The organism is Streptomyces sp. BR1 (genome assembly GCF_052373795.1).
In the GTDB taxonomy this organism is placed as follows: Bacteria; Actinomycetota; Actinomycetes; order Streptomycetales; family Streptomycetaceae; genus Streptomyces.
On sequence record NZ_CM126252.1, the window covers coordinates 3827020 to 3844836 of the forward strand.

Here is a 17817-nt window from a genome sequence, read left to right on the forward strand (position 1 = left end):
CTAGGAGGTAGGCGAGTTGGGCACGATCGGGGTGCTGTAGGCGTTGAGTACGTGGAGGAAGAGGGCTTCTCTGCGCGCGCGTACGGCGTCGCTCGCGGGGTCGAGGAGGACCTGTACGGCGGTGCCGTCGTGGACGGCGACGAGCGCCTGGCCGAGGGCGTCCTCGTCGGCGACCCGCCGCCCGGCGCGCTCCAACGCGCTGATGACGACGGGCAGTACGGCGTCCTGAACGGCCTGTTCCCGCGCGGCCATCACGCGCCGCAGGCCCGGGTTGCGCAGGGCGTGCGCGGTGAACTCGGCGGTGACCCGGTACCAGGCGTCGTCGACCGGAATCGCGCGCAGCGCCGCCCGTACGGCGTCCTCGGGCGCGGCCGCCGACACCTCGGCCAGCGCGGCGCGGACGTCGTCGAGCATGCGCGTCGAGCGCTCCTCCCACATGGCGAGGAACAGCTCGTCGAGCGAGGAGAAGTTCGAGTAGAAGGCGCCGCGCGTGTATCCGGCCCGCTCACAGATCCGCTCGACGGTCGACCGGCCGAAGCCTTCCTCGGCGAACACTTCCAGCGCGGAGTCCAGCAGCAGCCGCCGGGTCCGCGCGCGGCGCGTGGTGACGCGGCGGGGGGCGGGCGGTTGTGCGGGAGCGGCGGACACGGGCATGGGCGGTCCCTCCTCTTCGATACACGAACGTATCGGATGCGTTCATGTATCGACAAGGGCCCTGACCTGCCCGGTCTCCGGGCGTGTCTCATTGTCGGCCCCACTGCCGTTTGTCGTGATTCCGTCCTGTACAGGTCCGGGTCCCCGCAGCAGGGTGCTCACCGTCGGCAGGGCGGCGACGTCGGGGGACGGACGAGTGCCAGGGACGGATGGGGAGTGAGGAAACGATGGTCGAGTCGGCCGGCGCACAGGACCCCGGGCCCGAGGGCGCGGGCTTCGCGTACCACCCGATGGAGCGGGAACTGATCGTGATCGGGCGGGTGGGGACGGCGGGTCCGGACTCATCGGCTCTCGACATGTTCCTGACGGACCAACAGCTCACCCTGGAGCCGCTGTTCGGCGGTGAAGCGCGGGTACGGGAGTCGCTGGCGCAGCTGCCCGGGCACGGCGAGGAGGTGCCCGACCTCTCGCTCTTCCACCGGGTGCGCGGCGGTGAGGACCGGATGGACGAGCTCGCGTCCCGGCTCGCGGGCCTGCCGGGGATCGAGACGGCGTACGTGAAGCCGAGTGCGCTCCCGGCGCGCGGGAACGGCGACCCTACGTATGACGACGCCACGTATGACAGCGACAGCGAGGCCGACGACGGCCGTAGGGAGAAGGAGGGCGTGGCCGCCCCCGACTTCAGCGGCCGCCAGGGCTATCTCGGCCCGGCCCCCGAGGGCGTCGACGCGGCCTGGACCTGGCTCCAGGCGGGCGGCTCCGGCGACGGCGTGAGCGTGGTCGACGTCGAGGGCGCCTGGCAGCTGAGCCACCGCGACCTCGGCCCCAAGCTCGCCGGGATGGTCGTGGGCACGCCCGTCGAGGATCTTGCATGGCGCAATCACGGCACGTCCGTGCTCGGCGTGCTCGGCGGCAGCCGCACCGGCAGCGGGACGCTCGGCATCGTCCCCGAAGCGGTCCTCGCGGCCGCCTCCCCGCACGGCATCGGTACGGCCCGGGCCATCACCGAGGCCGCGGACCGCCTTACCCCCGGCGACATCCTGCTGATCCCGCTGCACCGCCCGGGCCCGCGCTTCGGTTATGAGGCCGGTGACGACCAGCGCGGCCACATCCCGCTGGAGTGGTGGCCGGACGACTTCGCGGCCATCCGGTACGCGACGGCGCGTGGCGTGGTGGTCGTCGAGGCGGCCGGCAACGGCTCGGACAGCCTGGACGACGCGCTCTATGAGACCCGCCCGGACGGCTTCCCGGCCTGGTGGCGCAACCCGTTCGACCCGGCGGGCCCCTCTTCCGGCGCGATCGTGGTCGGCGCGGGCGCGCCCCCGCCGGGCACCCACGGCCGCGACCACGGCCCGGACCGCTCCCGCCTCGGCTTCTCCAACTTCGGTACGCGCGTGGACGCCCAGGGCTGGGGCCACGAGGTCACCACGGCGGGCGGCTTCTGGAACCGCCCGGGCGAACTCCAGGGCGGCCCGGAGGAGGACACCTGGTACACGGACGCGTTCTCCGGCACCTCACCGGCGGCGGCGATGGTCGCGGGCGCGATCGCCGCGCTCCAGGGAATGTTGCGGACAGCGGGTTTGAGGCCGCTGACACCCGTATACGTACGTGACGTATTGCGCGCGACCGGCTCGCCGCAGCGCGAGGCACCCGGCCGGCCGCACTCGCAGCGCATCGGCAACCGCCCGGACCTGCGGGCGGCGGTGGCCCACCTCGTACCCCGGCAGTACGCGGAAGGTCTCGCCGAACGTTTCGCGGACGAGGTCCTGCCGCACCCGCGCGAGAACGCGTCGAGCCTGCGCCTGTACGTCAACGGGGCCTGGCGCACCCTCACTTACCCCGAGCCGCACGTCCGCCAGGCGGTCCACACCGCCTTCGCGGGCGCCCGGCCCCGCGTACACGTCCGGTACGCCGACGACGAGGTCGTGGGCGTGATCGTCATGGGCGAGAGCACACAGTGACGCGAGTGACCCGAGATCCGGAACCCGAGTGAAAGGTGAACGAGAGATGAGCACCTTCGCACCTACGAGCATGGGCGGCGGCATCGGCACGCAGCCGTTCGGCACCCAGGACCCGAGCCAGCAATTCGGCCAGCCCCAGCAGCAGTTCGGCCAGTCCCAGCAGAGCCAGATCCCGCAGCACCTCCAGCAACAGCTGCAACAGCTCGGCCAGCAGCAGCCGTTCCAGTCGCTGCTCCAGCAGTTCGGCCAGCAGCCCGGACAGCAGGTCCAGGGCCAGGTTCAGCCGCAGATGCCGTTCTTCGTGGCGTACGCGACGGCCGTGCAGGCCCCCATCGCCCCGTTCCCCGGCATCCAGGCGACGATGACGCTCCTGGTCAACGGCCGCCCGGTGCGCCTTGAGCACCCGAGCCAGTTCATCATCGAGAGCGTCCTGGCGGCGTTCCGCTACGGCCAGCACGTACGGGTCGCGTACGACGACAGGATGCAGGTCAAGGGGATAGAGATCGAGGCGTCGAAGCCGATGTAGCAGCAAGGGGGTTGGGGAACCCGGGCCGCGAAGAGGGCGGCCCGGGTTCCTTGCATGATGCCCCGGTGTCCCAGGGTCTATCCGTCGATTCCGTCGATTCCGTCGATGAGCTCGGCGACGGCGCGGGCGGACCAGTGCCCGGCGGCGCCGGGGCGCGCGGCGACGTACGAGGCCACGGTACGTACGTCCCAGGCCCCCGCTTCGAGCAGCCCTCGTCCGAAATGCCGCAGATAGTCGGCGGAGGGCAGGGTCCAGGGCACGTCGTCGAGGGCCCAAGGGGCGGTGAAGGTGAGCAGGGGGATCCCGTCGAGGTGCCCGGCGTACAAGAGCGTCTCGTACCGCCCGCTGCCGAGGGCGGCTCTCCCGGACGCCAGCACTTCGGCCAGATCGAGATCCCCGTCCGGCTCCCGGAACATCTCCTGAGCGGCGATGTCGGAGAACTGTCCCGCCGACACGAGATGCGCCCGCGCGTATACGAGCCCGTCGGCGGCGGGATCGTAGAACGCCCGGCCGCCACCCCACACGGGCGACTCGGTGGCGAAGTACACGACCCCGGGCAGCTCCACGGCCATGGACTCCACCGGCAGCCGCCGGTCCCGGCACCCCGGGTACACCCGCGTGGTCCCGGGCAGCGGCCCGCCGCGAATGTAGTAGCCGAGCCGTTCGAGGAACATGTTCGACCCGTACGAGGTGTACCAGACGAGTCCGGGCGACCCGGTCCCGCCGAACGGACCGGGCTCGACGGTGCGCGCGGCATTGGCGTGGCTCACCCGCCCATAGTGCCAAGGCGCGGGCGGCGGCTTGCGCTTTCCGCAACGTCAACTCCTACCGTCGTCTGTGTGGCCGGAAAGACCGGCCGGTGATGGGAGGCACGCCATGGCCTGGTCGATCGCGGACGTGGCCCGGATGTCCGGGGTGACGTCCCGGACGCTGCGGCACTACGACGAGATCGGCCTGCTGCCGCCGGCGTGGATCGGGAGCAACGGGCACCGCTACTACGAGGAGGCGGACCTGCTGCGGCTCCAGCAGATCCTGCTGATGCGGGAGCTGGACCTGGGGCTGCGCGAGATCGCGGCGGTCCTGGACAGCCAGGCGGACCGGGTGGCGGTACTCCGCGAGCACCACGAGCGCCTGCTGGCCGAACGCGACCGCTTGGCGACGCTGGCCCGAACGGTGGGCCGCACCATCACGGAACTGGAGAAATCCGAGGACATGGAGAACGGCATGACGAAGATCAACAGGCCGGAGAACCTCTTCGAGGGCTTCGACCACACCCGCCACGACGAGGAGGCCCGCGAGCGCTGGCCCGAGCACTACGAGCAGTCCCGTCAGGCCATCGAGACGATGACCCCCGAGGACATGGAGCGCTGGCAGCGCGAGGTGACGGCGCAGATGATCCGCATGGCGGAGTTCATGGCCGCCGGCACCCCGGCGACGGACCCGGCGGTCCAGTCCGAGATCCACACCCACTACCAGGGCATCTGCCACTTCTGGACCCCGAACGCAGCCGCGTACAAGGGCCTGGCCCAGACGTACGTGGACGACCCCCGGTTCCGCACGAACTTCGACAAGGTGGCGGAGGGGTTGGCGGAGTACCAGCGGGATGCGATGACTGCGTATGCGGAGGGTCGGCTCAGCTGAGGTTTCTGGGGGCGGGGGTATTGCCGGGGGGCTGCAGACCCCCGGGCCCGGCCGATCCCGCCCAGAATGAGTGCGGGTCGGCTGCCATGTGGTCTAGTCCATACTGCGGGCACCCGTGCGCGATGGAATAATCGTCTGCATGACGAGAACTCTTCAGAGTGTCTACGCCGCAGTCCGCAGCATGCTGTCGGGCATCGAAGGGCTCGACGGCGCGGACGTCGTCGGCAATGGCCCGCACGACGCCGGCTACCCCCATGCCGAAGTCCGCGACGGCGCCGTCCACTGGGTGGTGCTGGAGCGCAACAAGGAAGTGGAGCGCCGCGCAACCGGGGACCTGGACGAGTTTCTGTACTGGGCGGCCCTGCACACCACCCGTGACGCCGCCTCCCGCTGGGAGCTCGACCACCGTGGTCTGCTGCCCGGCTGCGGCGACACCCGGGTGGGGTGGCTGGCCAAGCAGGTCCAGCTGCTGGGGCTGGTCCGGCCCGAGTGGGCGGACAGGTTCCGGGCGCAGATCCCGCAGCAGTGTCCGGGAGTGCGCCTCAAGGATGTGGACGCCTATCCGGTCGGGGGTCGGTCGTGAGGCTGTGGCGGCGCGGGCAGAAGCAGGAGCGGTCGGCGGGGGGAGCGGAGGTGTGGGACCGGTTCGGGAGTCCGCTGGGGAGGTTCGCGCACCCGGAGGGGACGCCGTTCGCCCAGCGTTCCCTGCCTCCCATCTACGTGGGGTGCGGGTACCACGTGTACAGCTGGATCCGGCCGTGGAGTCAGGAGGACGTCGAGAAGTACGGCTTCATCCAGGCTGGCAAGGTCGCTCCCTGGTTTGAGCAGCCGGGGGGCGGCACGCAGTTCATGCTCCCAGAGGGCATCTCGGTGCAGTGGCTCATCGACCAGGGCTACATCCGTGAGGAACCCGTGCGGTGATCGAAGCCGATCGCTGATCAACCGGAGGCCGCTTGGCATCCTCGGTTTCCCCGTGCCCGTAAGCTTCCGGCGCGTCGGCAGCCTGTGGACCTTCCGGGGCTCTGGTCTGTTCGCGCCCCGCGTGTCACCCTGCCGCACGTCCGCCGAAGAGCCCTGTCCTGCGCAGCGTCCCCGGCCACTTGCGGGCACCCGGAACAGGTCACACCGTCGTCCCGACAGACAAGGAGATGGCCATGAGCGACCGCAACGGCAGTGAGCAGTCAGGGACCTCTCAACCCCAGGTCACCATCGTCAACGACGCGGCAACGGCCCCCGCCGAAGGGGTCGTTCGGCGGCCTCACCTCGCGCGGGGGCAAAGCGCCAGCGCCCGGGCCGTGGGCGCGTGCCTTCACGCCGGCATCGCGCTGAGCCGGGCCGAGCTCGTGCCCAAGGAGAGTGTCGCTAGGGCTGCCAACGGTGTTCGTCTATCTCGTCAGGCTCTCGCCGAGCTCGCCAAGCATGCTCCTGATCCCGCAGCCGACGCCCGGGGTGCGAGGAACGCCGCGGCCGCAGCGGCTGTCGCTGCCCAGGAGGCTCGGTCCCACGGCGGGGCGAACGAGCTTTCCGAGGCCGCCTATCGTGCTGCGATCAAGGCATCTCGGACTGCTGGCGCCGCCGCAGGGAGTGAGGGGTTGGGGCGGAACGAAGCGCTGAACGCGGCGGCCGATGCGGCCGAGGCCGACGCCGTCGCCGCGGCCCTGGACGCGGGCTGGATGTAGAGATCGTCACCCTGTCCGGGCACCTGCGGAGTTGGCCCGGCGCCCGGCCTGGGTGGCATGTCACGGGCGCGGTGATCAGTACCCGTCGGACCCGCTCGCCAACTACCGCAGGAACAGCCCGAAGGCGTCATCAAGCGACCAGCTCTGCCAGCACACAGCGAACAGCCCGACGGCGGAAATCAGGGCCATCATCAGGTTCTGCCCCTGCTCCGCCCAGTCGTGGATCATCAGGACGAAGTAGATCAGGCTGAGTATCAGGCCGCTGACGAGGGCGATCGGGGTCAGGAGGCCGACGGTCAGGCCGAGGCCGAGGGCCAGTTCCGCGTAGGCGACGACGTACGCCATCAGCTTCGGGCGTGGCTTCACCACCAGGTCGAAGCCACGGCGTACGAAGGGCCAGCGGTGCTTCTCCGCTATGCCCGCGGCCCAGCGGATGCCGCCGCCCGCGAACCACTGCTTCTTGTCCTTGTGTCGCCAGCTCTCCAGCCACCACAGCCCCAGGCCGATGCGGAGCACCGCGAACCACTCGGGGCCACTCAGCCAGATCGTCTGCATCTCGTTCCCCTCACTCTCGCCCTCACCGTGCTGAACTGACGAATCGTCAGTTCAGCGTTCCTTCGCCCGCCCCGCAAGAGGTGCGGCACCTGATTCGCCCTTGTCCCCGAGGAGGCGGCCCCATACCCTGAACCTGATGGGTCGTCAGATTTAGCCGGTGAGCCGGCGGGCAGTCTGGGGGTACAGGGTGGTCAGCGACCTGAGCGGTGCCAGGGAGATTCCCAGGGTCATCAGCGTGGACGATCACGTGATCGAGCCTGCTCATCTCTTCGAGACGTGGCTCCCGGCGAAGTACCGCGACAAGGGGCCGAAGCCCTTCACCGCCGGCATCGGGGATCTGCAGTACATCGGCGGCAAGTACCGGTTCACCACCGACCCGGAGGGTCAGATCACCGACTGGTGGGAGTACGAGGGCCTGCTCTTCCCGTACAAGCGGATCATCGCTGCCGTCGGGTTCTCCCGTGACGAGATGACGCTCGACGGCATCACCCGGGAGCAGATGCGGCAGGGCTGCTGGGACCCGAAGGCGCGGCTCGCGGACATGGACCTCAACCATGTCGAGGCGTCGCTCTGCTTCCCGACCTTCCCCCGGTTCTGCGGCCAGACGTTCGCCGAGGCCAAGGACAAGGAGGTCGGGCTCGCGTGTGTGCGGGCGTACAACGACTGGATGGTGGAGGAGTGGTGCGGGGACAGCGGTGGCCGGCTGATCCCGCTGTGCCTGATCCCGCTGTGGGATGTCGATCTCGCCGTCGCCGAGGTCAGGCGCAACGCCGCTCGGGGCGTACGTGCGGTGACCTTCAGCGAGATTCCGACGTATCTGGGCCTGCCGTCGATCCACTCGGGCTACTGGGACCCGTTCTTCGCGGTGTGCGAGGAGACCGGCACGGTCGTCAACATGCACATCGGCAGCAGCTCGCAGATGCCCGCCGCATCGCCCGACGCTCCGCCCGCCGTGCAGGCCTCGCTGAGCTTCAACAACGCCATGGCCTCGATGATGGACTTCCTCTTCAGTGGCGTGCTCGTAAAGTTCCCGCAGCTCAAACTGGCGTACAGCGAAGGGCAGATGGGCTGGATTCCGTACGCCCTGGAGCGCGCCGACGACGTCTGGGAGGAGCACCGGGCGTGGGGCGGGGTCAAGGACCTGGTCCCGGAGCCCCCGTCGACGTACTACTACCGGCAGATCTTCTGCTGCTTCTTCCGCGACAAGCACGGCATCGAGTCGATCGAGACCGTCGGGGTCGACAACGCGACCTTCGAGACCGACTACCCGCACGTCGACTCGACCTGGCCCCACACGAAGCAGGTCGCCGCCGACCATGTGGGCGGGCTTCCGGAGGACGTGGCGTACAAGCTGCTGCGCGGGAACGCGATTCGCATGCTCGGGCTGCCGCTCGACCAGGACCGGGCGGACGTCGCCTCTGCCTTCGAGCGCTGATCGGGGCGCGCGTCGGCCGACGGGGCCACAACGCTACGGTTCTTGTGGCACCCCTCGGAGAGGCGATCGGATGACGAATCCCGTTTCAGAGGCCTTGATCACCCTGGGGCGCGGCTATGTGCGCCGCGCTCCCGGCTCCCTCGCCAAGGCGCCGCTCGCCGCGCGTTACCTCGATCCGCAACTCAGGGATCACCCGCGTCGACGTGTCGTCGACACGGACTTCGGGGCCAAGTTCGCTGTCGATACCCGGGACTTGATCCAGCGGTACATCTACCTGTTCGGGGTGTGGGAGCCGCATATGACGGGCTGGCTTCGGCGTCGGCTGCGCCCGGGGGACGGCTTCGTCGACGTCGGGGCGAACATCGGCTACTTCAGCGTGCTCGCCTCGAAGCTGGTCGGGGAAACGGGGCGGGTGGTGGCGATCGAGGCCTCGCCGCTGTTCCATCAACAACTGCTACAGCAGGCCGAGTTGAACGCATGCGCCAACATTCGGGCGGTCAATGCCGCTGTCTCGGACAGCCGGAAGACGCTGAAGTTCGTCCTCGCCAGCCCGTACAACCTGGGTGCGAACAGCATCGTTCCGTACGAGGGCGCCGCCGAGTCGACGTTCGAGATGGAGGCCGTTCCCCTGCCTGATCTGCTCGACCCTGCGGAGATCGCTGCCGCGCGGGTGATCAAGATCGACGTGGAGGGGGCGGAGGGAGGCGTCGTCCGGGGGATGGCTCCTCTGCTCGACAAGCTCCGGCCGGACGCCGAGATCACCGTCGAGGTGACGCCCGATCGCATGGCCCAGCTGGGCGACTCCGCTGATGAGCTGCTGGACACGATGCGGGGCCACGGGTTCAACGTCTACCGGCTCGCCAACGAGTACGCGCCGGAGAGCTACCCGGGGGCGCTGCGTGGCGCGCCCACCGTGCCCGTTCGTTGGCGGGGGCCGGTCGTGGGTGAGAGTGATCTGATCTTTTCCCGGGCGGACGCGGAAACGCTTCCCTGACGAAGGACAGCTGGGCTCGGCGTTCACTCCTCGCATCACGGTCAGCCATGCGGTGGAACAGCGGGATCGTCTACGAGGTGCCCATCAACCGGTAGCGGGGTAACGCCAGTTGAAGTGGGCGAGCGCTCGCGCTCGGGATTCCACGACCGCCATGCGGGCGTCCCGCTCGGCGGCTTCGGTGTGTGTCGCCTGGCTGGTCGCCTGGCCGGGCCACTTGCGGTACAACAAGCCCACCTCGGGGGTGAACCAGCCGCGGCTCGTGGCGTTCAGGGCTAGCAGCAGCCCCGTGTCCTCCGACGCCGGCAGGGCCATCCAGCCGCCGAGTGCGACGAGCAGGTCGCGGCGGACGAACAGCGTCGCCGGGTGGACCTGTGCGCGGAAACCGTTCGCCTTCCAGTATTCGAGGACCGTGCCGCGCTCGATCGTGCCCGGCTCGGGGTCTCCGGGGAAGCCGACGTGGGAGCCGTCGGGCATCAGGTCCAGGACGCGCGAGGTTGCCCAGCCGATGGTGGGGTCAGCCTCCAAGGCGGCGAGGTCGCGGGCGAGCGCGCCCGGCGGCAACTGGTCGTCGGCGTCCAGGATTTTGACGTACTCGCCGTCCGCATGGGCGAGCGCGATGGTGCGGGCGACGCCCGGACCGCCGGGGCGTCCCTGCCTGAAGGTGACCCGATCGTCGTCGAGGGGAACGTGCGGGGCGACGTCGTCGCTCTGGCCGTCCTGCTGGATCACCCAGTGCCACTCCCAGCCCTCGGGGAGTTCCTGCTCGCAGATCGACTTGTACGCGTCAGTGAGGAAGTGGGCCGAGGGCCCATGGACAGCGGTGATGAGGATGATGCGCCGACGCACGGCGTCACCACCTTTCCAGGGGAGTGGTGAAGTGCAGTTCCGTGCGGTCGCCGGGCAGCGTCACCTCCGTGACGTCCACCACCCGGTCGTTGATGTCGACCGACGTCTTACGGAGGATCAGGACCGACGTCCCGGGCGGCAGTTCCAGTTCCTCGGCCTCTTCGGGCGTCGGTGGCCGTGCGGTGACGCGTTCCTCGACGTGGTCGAGCTCGATCCCGACGGTGTGGAGCTGGCTCTGGGTGCCGCCCGGCCACGGCTCCTTCGTCTGGTCCAGGAGGTCGGGGTTCGCCTCGATCAGGAAGCGCGGGATGCAGGAGGTCACCAGGTTGAAGGGCGCGCTTTCGGCGGCGTGCCGCGTGCGGTAGCTGCGCTCCAGGAGGGCGGTTCCCTCGGGAACGCCGAGGGCTTCCGCGAGGCCCTTCCCGGCCTTGATCTCCCGGTAGGCCGCGTGGAAGACGAGGTCGTCGACCTTCAGGCCGGTGTCGTACTCGGTCGCGCCCGTCTCCAGCCTCGTGGTCACGGGCTGGCGCGCGCGGTCCTTCTCCCATTGGTGGCGGCAGTTGTGGCGCAGCGCCGAGGTGCGGGGGCGGCGGACGAAGTTCCCCCGGCCGTGCTGCTTCTCGATCAGCCCCTCGTCCCGCAGCAGCCGCAGTGCGTCGCGGATCGTCGGCACGCTGCGCTTGTAGGTCTCGGCGAGCTTGGTCTCCGGGGGCAGACGGTCTCCAGGCCTCAGTTCACCGGTGCGGATGGACTGCCGAAGCTCGTCCGCGATCCGCTCGTACGCCACGGCCATGGGTGCTCACCGTCCTGTTGCCCGACATGATCACCCTACGACTCCTCAAGAGGTCTTGACGAGTGGAGAGCGGATGAGCGCCTGGGGTGAGGGGGCGGTTCCGTGCAGGCCCCGCTGCTCGCCCGCACATAACGAAGGGAATGAGGAGGCGGAGATCGGGCCCGGTTCGCTGACAAGCGGGCCGCCGGGCCCGATCTGCGTTATGCCTAGCTATTGCCTTGGTGTGGGCCAAATCCGCTGTATCGAAAAGCGCTTCGCAATGCCCACAGAAAACGGAAGCGCCCGATCGCTGGCGACGGGGGATGCGCCAGCGATCGGGCTGTGTCCAACAGTAACAACGCTGTACGCATGGCGGGAATGGGCTGCCCACCTGCATCGATGAGTTGTGACTGGGATCACATCACGTGGTTACTCGTCGCAGGGAGGCGAGTACGAGAGACGAGGTAGATTCTCACGCCATTTATCCGGCGTCAGGACGCCCCGAGTGGTCGAGCAAATGCGGCTGATGGCCTGGTCGGCGTCCAAGTTCCACAGCCGGACCGTATCGCTGCCGCTCGACACCCCGAGCATGTGGCTGTTGGGACTGAACGACAAGAAATTTCCTGTCTTGGCGTTGGGGCTCATCGATTGACCGATGGGAGCGGCCTCGGACGGGTGGCCGACGTTCCAGAGCCGGACCGCGTTGTCGTTGCCGCCGCTTGCCAGGGTGCGGCCGTCCTGGCTGAACGTCAGCGATACGACCGCTTCGGTGTGGCCGGTGAGGGGTGAGCCCAGCCGGGCCGCCTTGAGCGGGTCGGTGATGTTCCAGAGGCGGACCGTGTCGTCGTCGCTGCCGCTGGCCAGCGTATGGCCGTCCGGACTGTAGGAGAGTGCGTTGACGGGGCCGAGGTGTCCCGTCAGGGGCTCGCCGAGTGGGGCGACACGGCGCGGGTCGGTCACGTTCCACAGCCTGATGGTGGCGTCCGCGCTGCCGCTGGCGAGAGTCCGGCCGTCCGGGCTGAAGACCAGGGAGTTGACGTAGCCCTTGTGACCGGAGAGCGGCGTGCCGAGGGGGAGGGGCCGAGACGGGGTGCCGACGTTCCACAGCTGGATCGTGCGGTCGTCGTAGCCGGTCGCCAGGGTGCGCCCGTCCGGGCTGAACGCCAGCGCGTCGGGGCCGGAGAACCGTGTGCGCAGGGCGAGGGGCGACCCGTAGGAGCTGGGCCGGGTCGGATCGGTGACGTTGTACAGCTGCACCACGTGGCTTCCCATCAGCACCGCGAGTGTGCGGCCGTCGGGGGAGAACGCCAGCGAGCGCACCTCACTGTCCCCGGGCGTGAGCGGCTCGCTCAGCGACACGGGCCGGTCGGGAGCCGCCACATTCCACAGCCGGATCCTGTGGTCGCGCGCGGCCGTGGCGAGCACCCGCCCGTCCGGGCGGAACGCTCCGATGCGGCCGATCATGTCCGACGTCGGTATCGACCACAGGCGGACCTTGCTGTCGCCGCTCCCGGTGGCAAGGGTCCGGCCGTCGGGGCTGAAGCCCAGGGCGTACATCTCGCCGCTGCTTCCCGCGAGAGGTTCGCCGACCTGTGACGGGTATGCCGGATCGCTGACGTTCCACAGGCTCGCCGTGCTGTCCGCGCTGGCGGCGCCGAGCTTGCTTCCGTCGGGGCTGAAGGCCACCGACCAGATGGGACCGGTGTGGCCGGTGAGCGGTGTGCCGAGCGGTGCCGCGTGACGTGGGTCGGCGACGTTCCAGAGCCGGATGGTGTCGTCCGAGCCGCCGCTGGCGAGGGTATGGCCGTCGGGGCTGAAGGCCACGGAGTGCACCGTGCCCGTGTGGCCGGTCAGCACCGTGTCGATCGGCACGGGTCGAAGCGGATCCGCCGTGTCCCACAGCCTGATCGAGCCGTCGTCACCACCCGCCGCCAGCGTCCGCCCGTCAGGGCTGAACGCGACGCAGCGTACGGCGGCGGTGTGGCCGGTCAGGGGAGCACCGAGCGGCTGCGGACGGCTGGGATCGCGTACGTCCCACAGCCGGACGGTGTGATCTTCACTGGCGGAGGCCAGGGTGTGTCCGTCCGGCCTGAAGGCGAGGAGGTAGATCGTGCCGCCGTGGCCGGTCAGGGGAGCGCCGAGCGGTTGCGGACGGCTGGGATCGCGTACGTCCCACAGCCTGATCGTGCCGTCGTCCGAAGCGCTGGCGAGGGTGCTGCCGTCCGGGCTGAAGACCGCGCTGCTCACCCAGCTCGTGTGGCCGGTGAGGGGTGCGCCCAGCGGCTTGGGCCGGGCCGGGTCCGCCACGTCCCACAGCCGGACGGTGCGGTCGTAGCTGGCGGTGGCCAGGATCTTGCCGTTCGGGCTGAACGAGGTGAGGTAGACGGCTCCGGTGTGGCCGAGGAGCGGAGTGGCCAGCGGAGCGTTCACGATCGAGATCAGCCGGTTGTTCGTCCCCTTGTTGTCGGGCCGCAAATGGTGGGCCACCAGGGCGAGCTGGGCGGAGAGCGACGGGTCCGTGTGCTGGGCCCGATCGGCCTCGGCGACCACCTGCTCGAACACGGCGTCGTCCCGCTGCTGCCGTGCGACCCACGCCGAACAGACGGCCAGGATCGCCAGGACGACCAGCGCCGATATCGCACTGCGGCTGACCCAGACCGTGCGCTTGCGCAGCCTGACCGAGGCGGCCAGGAACTCCACGGCGTTCCGGGTCAGGAAGGTGTCACCGGCGGATTTCGCCCAGGTGTGGGCCTGTTCCAGACGGGAACCCCGGTAGAGCAGCGAGGTGTCCCGCTTCGAGTCCTCCCAGGCCCTGCCGTCCTCCTCCAGCCGCTGGCGCAGCAGATGGTCGTTCCTGTCCTCGTCGATCCAGTCGCGCAGACGCGGCCAGGCGTGGAGCAGCGCTTCATGGGTGATCTCCACGGTCTCCGCGTCGAGTGTCACCAAGCGGGCGCGAACCAGCGCTTCGAGGGACTCCTCCGTCCTGTTGGGGTCCGTCGACTCCTCCGCCAGCTGGCGTCGCGTACCCCGCCTACGGGTGGCCTGGGTGTCCTCGCTCAGCTTGACCAGCCTGAGCAGGAGCAGTCGCGCGGCCGTGCGTGCCGCCGGGTCGAGGCTCGACCAGGCGCGCTCGGCGGTCGCCGCCACCGCCCCCTGGATTCCGCCCGCCGCGCGGTAGCCGGCCAGCGTGAGCCGGCCCGCCTTCCGCCGCTGCCAGGTGGCGAGGAGGGCGTGGGAGAGGAGCGGCAGCGCCCCCGCGTCGTGCACCCCGCGGGGGCCGTCGGCGCTCACTTCCCGGATGATCAGCTCCGCCAGTCCGGATTCGAGCTCCATGCCCACGGCCTTGGCCGGGCCGGTCACCGCTTCGCGCAGCTCCGTGGTGGTCAGCGGCCCGAGCACCATGTGCCGGTGTTGCAGCGCGTCGGCCAGTTCGGGATACCCGAGGCACCGCTCGTAGAAGTCGGCGCGTATGCCGAGGACGACGAGCATGGGGGCCGGCTCACCGGAGTCGGTGGGCGTGCACGCGGCGTGGAGGAGCTGGACGAACGTACGCCTACTTGCCTCGTCGGAGCAGAGGGTGAACGTTTCCTCGAACTGGTCCACGATGACGACCGGAGAGGCGGGGGAAGAGCTTTCGCGATGCGCCCATGCCGTGACGGCCTCCCGCACGGCGTGCGCGAACTGCGGAGTACCGGGCTCGTCCCCGGCAGAGATGACGGGTGCAAGTTCAGGTATCCGGCGAGCGAGCTCCACGAGGGGATCGGCTCCCGGCACGAGCTGAAGTACCTGCCTCGCCTTCTCTTTGCTCTGTCCGCCGTTCTGCAACGCGGGCACCAACCCGGCGTTCAGCAGGGAGGACTTTCCCGCTCCCGAGGCGCCCACGAGCATGACCAGGCCGCCCGTCTTCTCCGCCGCGCGGAGCTGAGCGACGAGGGCGTCCCTGCTTCGCTCCCGGCCGAAGAACCACCGGGCGTCCTGCTGACGGTACGAAGCCAGGCCCCGGTACGGGCACACGCCACCGGGCACGGCCACGGCTTCGGCCGGGGGCCGCTCGTCCTCTTCGGCGGGTGACGCGGGGCGATCGCCGACCGGGTCGGCAACCGCGCGCTCCCACAGGCGCTGCCACTGCGCCAGGTCGTACAGGCCCGTGGACACGGGCGCGGGCCGCGAGCGCCGTGCCTCGGGAATCAGGACGTGCAGCACGACTGCGAGGGCGATGAACTGGGCAGGCACGTTCCTGGCACGTCGCCAGTCGCTGATCCGCTGGGCGGACACCCGCACGGGCCGCCCTCGTTCGTCGACGCGCTGAAGCCGGACGACTGCCTCGGCCACGCGCTTGAGGGGAGGGTTGCCGGCCTCCGTGTACAGCAGCGCGAGACGTTCCGCGAAGGCCGTGCGTGCCCCTGAGTCGGAACTCAAGGTCTCCACTCCTTACTTCCCCCGCGCCTGACATCCGGACCGGAAAACTCACCCTATACGGCTGACCTGCGGTTAAGCCGTGGGATCGATGCCAGAGCCTCCTCTGTGGGAGCCGCAGCTGGCAGGATCTCGACGCAGCAGCGCACCAACCGGGCAACGCCCGGACAGGCCACCGGCCCGGCGCTCGAAGAGACAGCTCATGATGCCGCATGTTCTCGGTCAGCTTCGATTCGGAGTCCCGAGACGGCGGCGACGGCCTCGCCGCGTGAGCAAGAGGGATCCGTGGAGCCCAGCCCTATGCGGATGGCTGGTGCATCAACCACGGGTCCGGCATTCCTTGATCCGTGCCACACCGGCGCGGATCGACGCCGACCGTATGGTCCGGCACCGGTCCTCACAGGGGAGGGACCGGTGCCGGACCCATGCGGTCCGCCGTGAATGCTCCTGTCGGCCGCAGAAGGAGCCGACAGCAGACGACGCCAAAGAGGCCGTTCTTTCGGGGGGCGGCCTCTTTGGCGTCCGCCTGTACGTGCTCCCCGGGCGGTCCGGAAACACATCAGGCCCGGTACTGATCTCTCAGTACCGGGCCTGATGTGGTCTTGCAGCTGTCGGGGTGGCGGGATTTGAACCCACGACCTCTTCGTCCCGAACGAAGCGCGCTGCCAAGCTGCGCTACACCCCGATGCCGCCCGTTGTCCTGGCGACGTCGTTTACTTTAGCCCACCGGCGGCCGGAGACGAAATCCGGTTTACGCGGGCCTCGGGGCGGGGCTGCGGCAGGGGAACCGCGCCCCCCTACTCCCCCGCCACCAACGTAAGCAACGTCGCCTCAGGCGGGCACGCGAAGCGGACCGGCGTGTAGCGGTTCGTGCCGCAGCCCGCCGAGACGTGCATGTACGAGCGGTGGCCGCCCGCCTCGTGGGTCGAGAGGCCCTTCACCCGGGCCGTGTCCAGGTCGCAGTTCGTGACCAGCGCGCCGTAGAAGGGGACGCACAGCTGGCCGCCGTGGGTGTGGCCCGCGAGGATCAGGGGGTAGCCGTCGGACGTGAAGGCGTCCAGGGTGCGCAGGTACGGGGCGTGGACCACCGCGATCGACGCGTCCGCGTCCTTCTCAGGGCCGCCCTCGACCAGCGCGTACCGGTCCCGCTTGATGTGCGGGTCGTCCAGGCCCGTGAAGGCGAGCTCGAAGCCGCCGGGCAGCTTCAGGCGGCCCCGCGTGTTGTTCAGGCCGACCCAGCCGGCGGAGTCGAACGCGTCCCGCAGGTCCTCCCACGGGTTGTGGACGACGCCGACGGCGGGGGCGTTGCCGTTCAGGCCGTGCCTGCCCTGGGCCTTCTCAAGGAGGTAGCGGGCCGGGTTGCGCAGCTTGGGGCCGTAGTAGTCGTTCGAGCCGAAGACGTACACGCCCGGGAACTCCATCAGGGGCCCCAGCGCGTCCAGGAGCTCCGGTACGCCCTCCTGGTCCGACAGGTTGTCGCCCGTGTTGACCACGAAATCCGGGCGCAGGCCCGCCAGCGACTGCAGCCACGCGCGCTTCTTGCGCTGGCCGCTCACCATGTGGACGTCGGAGATCTGCAGCACCCGCAGCGGACGCGCCCCGCGCGGCAGCATCGGCACGGTCACCCGTCGCAATCGGAAGGACCGGGCCTCGATGCCGGCCGCGTAGGCGACGCCGGCCGCGCCGACTGCCGTGATTGCCAGGGGTACTCCGTATCGCGCGCGCATGCGCCCATCGTTGCAGACGTACGTATGACCAAGAGCCGCGGTCCGTTCGGCGTCCCGCTCGCGACCCGCCCGTACGCCCCGTACGAAACTCGCACGCGCCCCCGCCCCGCCACCTGACACACTGGGGCGTATGACCACGCTCAAGGCCACGCTCAAGGACGACCTCACCACCGCCATGAAGGCGCGCGACGAGCTGCGCTCGTCCACGCTGCGACTGACCCTCACCGCCATCGCCAAGGAGGAGGTCGCGGGCAAGAGCGCGCGCGAGCTCTCCGACGAGGAGGTGCTGAAGGTCATCGCCAAGGAGGCGAAGAAGCGGCGTGAGGCCGCCGACGCCTTCGAGCAGGGCGGCCGGGCGGAGTCCGCGGCGAAGGAGCGGGCCGAGGGCGAGATCCTCGACGCGTACCTGCCCAAGCAGCTCTCCGACGACGAGCTCGGCGCGATCGTCGCGGACGCCGTCGAGGAGGCCAAGGCCGCCGGGGCCGAGGGGCCGCGCGCCATGGGCGCCGTCATGAAGATCGTCAACCCGAAGGTCTCCGGCCGCGCCGACGGCGGCCGCGTCTCCGCGATCGTGAAGCGTCAGCTCGCGGGCTGACCGCAGCCGTACATAC

16 protein-coding genes and 1 tRNA gene are annotated in these 17817 nt (G+C 69.8%); 9 read left to right on the top strand and 8 right to left on the bottom strand.

Annotated features, from left to right (window positions below):
* Nucleotides 1-654 carry a TetR/AcrR family transcriptional regulator gene (locus ACT1U9_RS16710; RefSeq protein ID WP_444533539.1) on the bottom strand — a complete coding sequence of 218 codons (654 nt, stop codon included), beginning with the start codon at nucleotides 652-654 and terminating at the stop codon, nucleotides 1-3.
* A gap of 227 nt (nucleotides 655-881) precedes the next feature.
* Here ACT1U9_RS16710 and ACT1U9_RS16715 point away from each other — a divergent pair, with 227 nt between their 5' ends.
* Both ACT1U9_RS16715 and ACT1U9_RS16720 read left to right on the top strand, forming a co-directional pair.
* The gene (locus ACT1U9_RS16715) at nucleotides 882-2615 is read left to right on the top strand and encodes a S8 family serine peptidase (protein ID WP_444533540.1); all 1734 of its coding nucleotides are present in this window, start codon (nucleotides 882-884) and stop codon (nucleotides 2613-2615) included.
* 46 nt (nucleotides 2616-2661) lie between these two features.
* Nucleotides 2662-3141: a hypothetical protein gene (locus ACT1U9_RS16720; protein ID WP_444533541.1), complete on the top strand. Its 480-nt coding sequence runs from the start codon at nucleotides 2662-2664 to the stop codon at nucleotides 3139-3141.
* A 77-nt stretch (nucleotides 3142-3218) separates the two neighbouring features.
* Here ACT1U9_RS16720 and ACT1U9_RS16725 read toward each other — a convergent pair whose 3' ends face one another.
* Nucleotides 3219-3911 (bottom strand): histone deacetylase, encoded by a 693-nt coding sequence (locus tag ACT1U9_RS16725; protein ID WP_444533542.1) that lies wholly within the window; start codon nucleotides 3909-3911, stop codon nucleotides 3219-3221.
* 106 nt (nucleotides 3912-4017) lie between these two features.
* On the opposite strand from ACT1U9_RS16725, the gene ACT1U9_RS16730 reads away from it, so the two are divergent.
* The 4 genes from ACT1U9_RS16730 (at nucleotide 4018) to ACT1U9_RS16745 (ending at nucleotide 6461) form a co-directional block, all read left to right on the top strand.
* Complete coding sequence (locus ACT1U9_RS16730; protein ID WP_444533543.1) at nucleotides 4018-4782, top strand: MerR family transcriptional regulator; 765 nt, start codon at nucleotides 4018-4020, stop codon at nucleotides 4780-4782.
* A gap of 139 nt (nucleotides 4783-4921) precedes the next feature.
* Nucleotides 4922-5365 (top strand): Imm63 family immunity protein, encoded by a 444-nt coding sequence (locus tag ACT1U9_RS16735; protein ID WP_444533544.1) that lies wholly within the window; start codon nucleotides 4922-4924, stop codon nucleotides 5363-5365.
* Entirely contained in the window at nucleotides 5362-5703 is a 342-nt protein-coding gene (locus ACT1U9_RS16740) for a TNT domain-containing protein (RefSeq protein ID WP_444533545.1), read from the top strand. Before ACT1U9_RS16735 ends, ACT1U9_RS16740 begins: the two co-directional genes overlap by 4 nt.
* Before the next feature lie 233 nt (nucleotides 5704-5936).
* Nucleotides 5937-6461, top strand: coding sequence for a hypothetical protein (locus ACT1U9_RS16745; RefSeq protein WP_444533546.1), 525 nt, complete (start codon nucleotides 5937-5939; stop codon nucleotides 6459-6461).
* Nucleotides 6462-6563: 102 nt separating this feature from the next.
* Here ACT1U9_RS16745 and ACT1U9_RS16750 read toward each other — a convergent pair whose 3' ends face one another.
* Nucleotides 6564-7016 (bottom strand): DoxX family protein, encoded by a 453-nt coding sequence (locus ACT1U9_RS16750; RefSeq protein WP_444533547.1) that lies wholly within the window; start codon nucleotides 7014-7016, stop codon nucleotides 6564-6566.
* Between the two features lie 187 nt (nucleotides 7017-7203).
* Between ACT1U9_RS16750 and ACT1U9_RS16755 the strand changes: the two genes are divergently transcribed.
* Entirely contained in the window at nucleotides 7204-8451 is a 1248-nt protein-coding gene (locus ACT1U9_RS16755; protein ID WP_444533548.1) for an amidohydrolase family protein, read from the top strand.
* A 70-nt stretch (nucleotides 8452-8521) separates the two neighbouring features.
* A complete protein-coding gene (locus tag ACT1U9_RS16760; protein ID WP_444533549.1) occupies nucleotides 8522-9445 on the top strand; it encodes an FkbM family methyltransferase in 924 nt (307 codons plus the stop codon).
* A gap of 84 nt (nucleotides 9446-9529) precedes the next feature.
* Here ACT1U9_RS16760 and ACT1U9_RS16765 read toward each other — a convergent pair whose 3' ends face one another.
* The 5 genes from ACT1U9_RS16765 to ACT1U9_RS16785 form a co-directional block, all read right to left on the bottom strand.
* Entirely contained in the window at nucleotides 9530-10291 is a 762-nt protein-coding gene (locus ACT1U9_RS16765) for a glycosyltransferase family 2 protein (protein WP_444533550.1), read from the bottom strand.
* Between the two features lie 4 nt (nucleotides 10292-10295).
* Nucleotides 10296-11084, bottom strand: a complete 789-nt coding sequence (locus ACT1U9_RS16770; protein WP_444533551.1) for a GntR family transcriptional regulator — start codon at nucleotides 11082-11084, stop codon at nucleotides 10296-10298.
* Nucleotides 11085-11492: 408 nt separating this feature from the next.
* Nucleotides 11493-15491: an nSTAND1 domain-containing NTPase gene (locus ACT1U9_RS16775; protein WP_444533552.1), complete on the bottom strand. Its 3999-nt coding sequence runs from the start codon at nucleotides 15489-15491 to the stop codon at nucleotides 11493-11495.
* Between the two features lie 599 nt (nucleotides 15492-16090).
* Nucleotides 16091-16164, bottom strand: a tRNA-Pro gene (locus ACT1U9_RS16780).
* A gap of 112 nt (nucleotides 16165-16276) precedes the next feature.
* A complete protein-coding gene (locus ACT1U9_RS16785) occupies nucleotides 16277-17206 on the bottom strand; it encodes a metallophosphoesterase (RefSeq protein WP_444533553.1) in 930 nt (309 codons plus the stop codon).
* Between the two features lie 130 nt (nucleotides 17207-17336).
* On the opposite strand from ACT1U9_RS16785, the gene ACT1U9_RS16790 reads away from it, so the two are divergent.
* The gene (locus ACT1U9_RS16790) at nucleotides 17337-17801 is read left to right on the top strand and encodes a GatB/YqeY domain-containing protein (RefSeq protein ID WP_444533554.1); all 465 of its coding nucleotides are present in this window, start codon (nucleotides 17337-17339) and stop codon (nucleotides 17799-17801) included.
* Nucleotides 17802-17817 lie beyond the last annotated feature (16 nt).

Bases quoted from the DNA above. Each gene is read 5' to 3' on its own strand.
- ACT1U9_RS16785 (WP_444533553.1), bottom strand. From the start codon at position 17,206: ATGCGCGCGCGATACGGAGTACCCCTGGCAATCACGGCAGTCGGCGCG.
- ACT1U9_RS16720 (WP_444533541.1), top strand. From the start codon at position 2,662: ATGAGCACCTTCGCACCTACGAGCATGGGCGGCGGCATCGGCACGCAG.
- ACT1U9_RS16750 (WP_444533547.1), bottom strand. From the start codon at position 7,016: ATGCAGACGATCTGGCTGAGTGGCCCCGAGTGGTTCGCGGTGCTCCGC.
- ACT1U9_RS16735 (WP_444533544.1), top strand. From the start codon at position 4,922: ATGACGAGAACTCTTCAGAGTGTCTACGCCGCAGTCCGCAGCATGCTG.
- ACT1U9_RS16710 (WP_444533539.1), bottom strand. From the start codon at position 654: ATGCCCGTGTCCGCCGCTCCCGCACAACCGCCCGCCCCCCGCCGCGTC.
- ACT1U9_RS16790 (WP_444533554.1), top strand. From the start codon at position 17,337: ATGACCACGCTCAAGGCCACGCTCAAGGACGACCTCACCACCGCCATG.
- ACT1U9_RS16770 (WP_444533551.1), bottom strand. From the start codon at position 11,084: ATGGCCGTGGCGTACGAGCGGATCGCGGACGAGCTTCGGCAGTCCATC.
- ACT1U9_RS16730 (WP_444533543.1), top strand. From the start codon at position 4,018: ATGGCCTGGTCGATCGCGGACGTGGCCCGGATGTCCGGGGTGACGTCC.
- ACT1U9_RS16760 (WP_444533549.1), top strand. From the start codon at position 8,522: ATGACGAATCCCGTTTCAGAGGCCTTGATCACCCTGGGGCGCGGCTAT.
- ACT1U9_RS16745 (WP_444533546.1), top strand. From the start codon at position 5,937: ATGAGCGACCGCAACGGCAGTGAGCAGTCAGGGACCTCTCAACCCCAG.
- ACT1U9_RS16715 (WP_444533540.1), top strand. From the start codon at position 882: ATGGTCGAGTCGGCCGGCGCACAGGACCCCGGGCCCGAGGGCGCGGGC.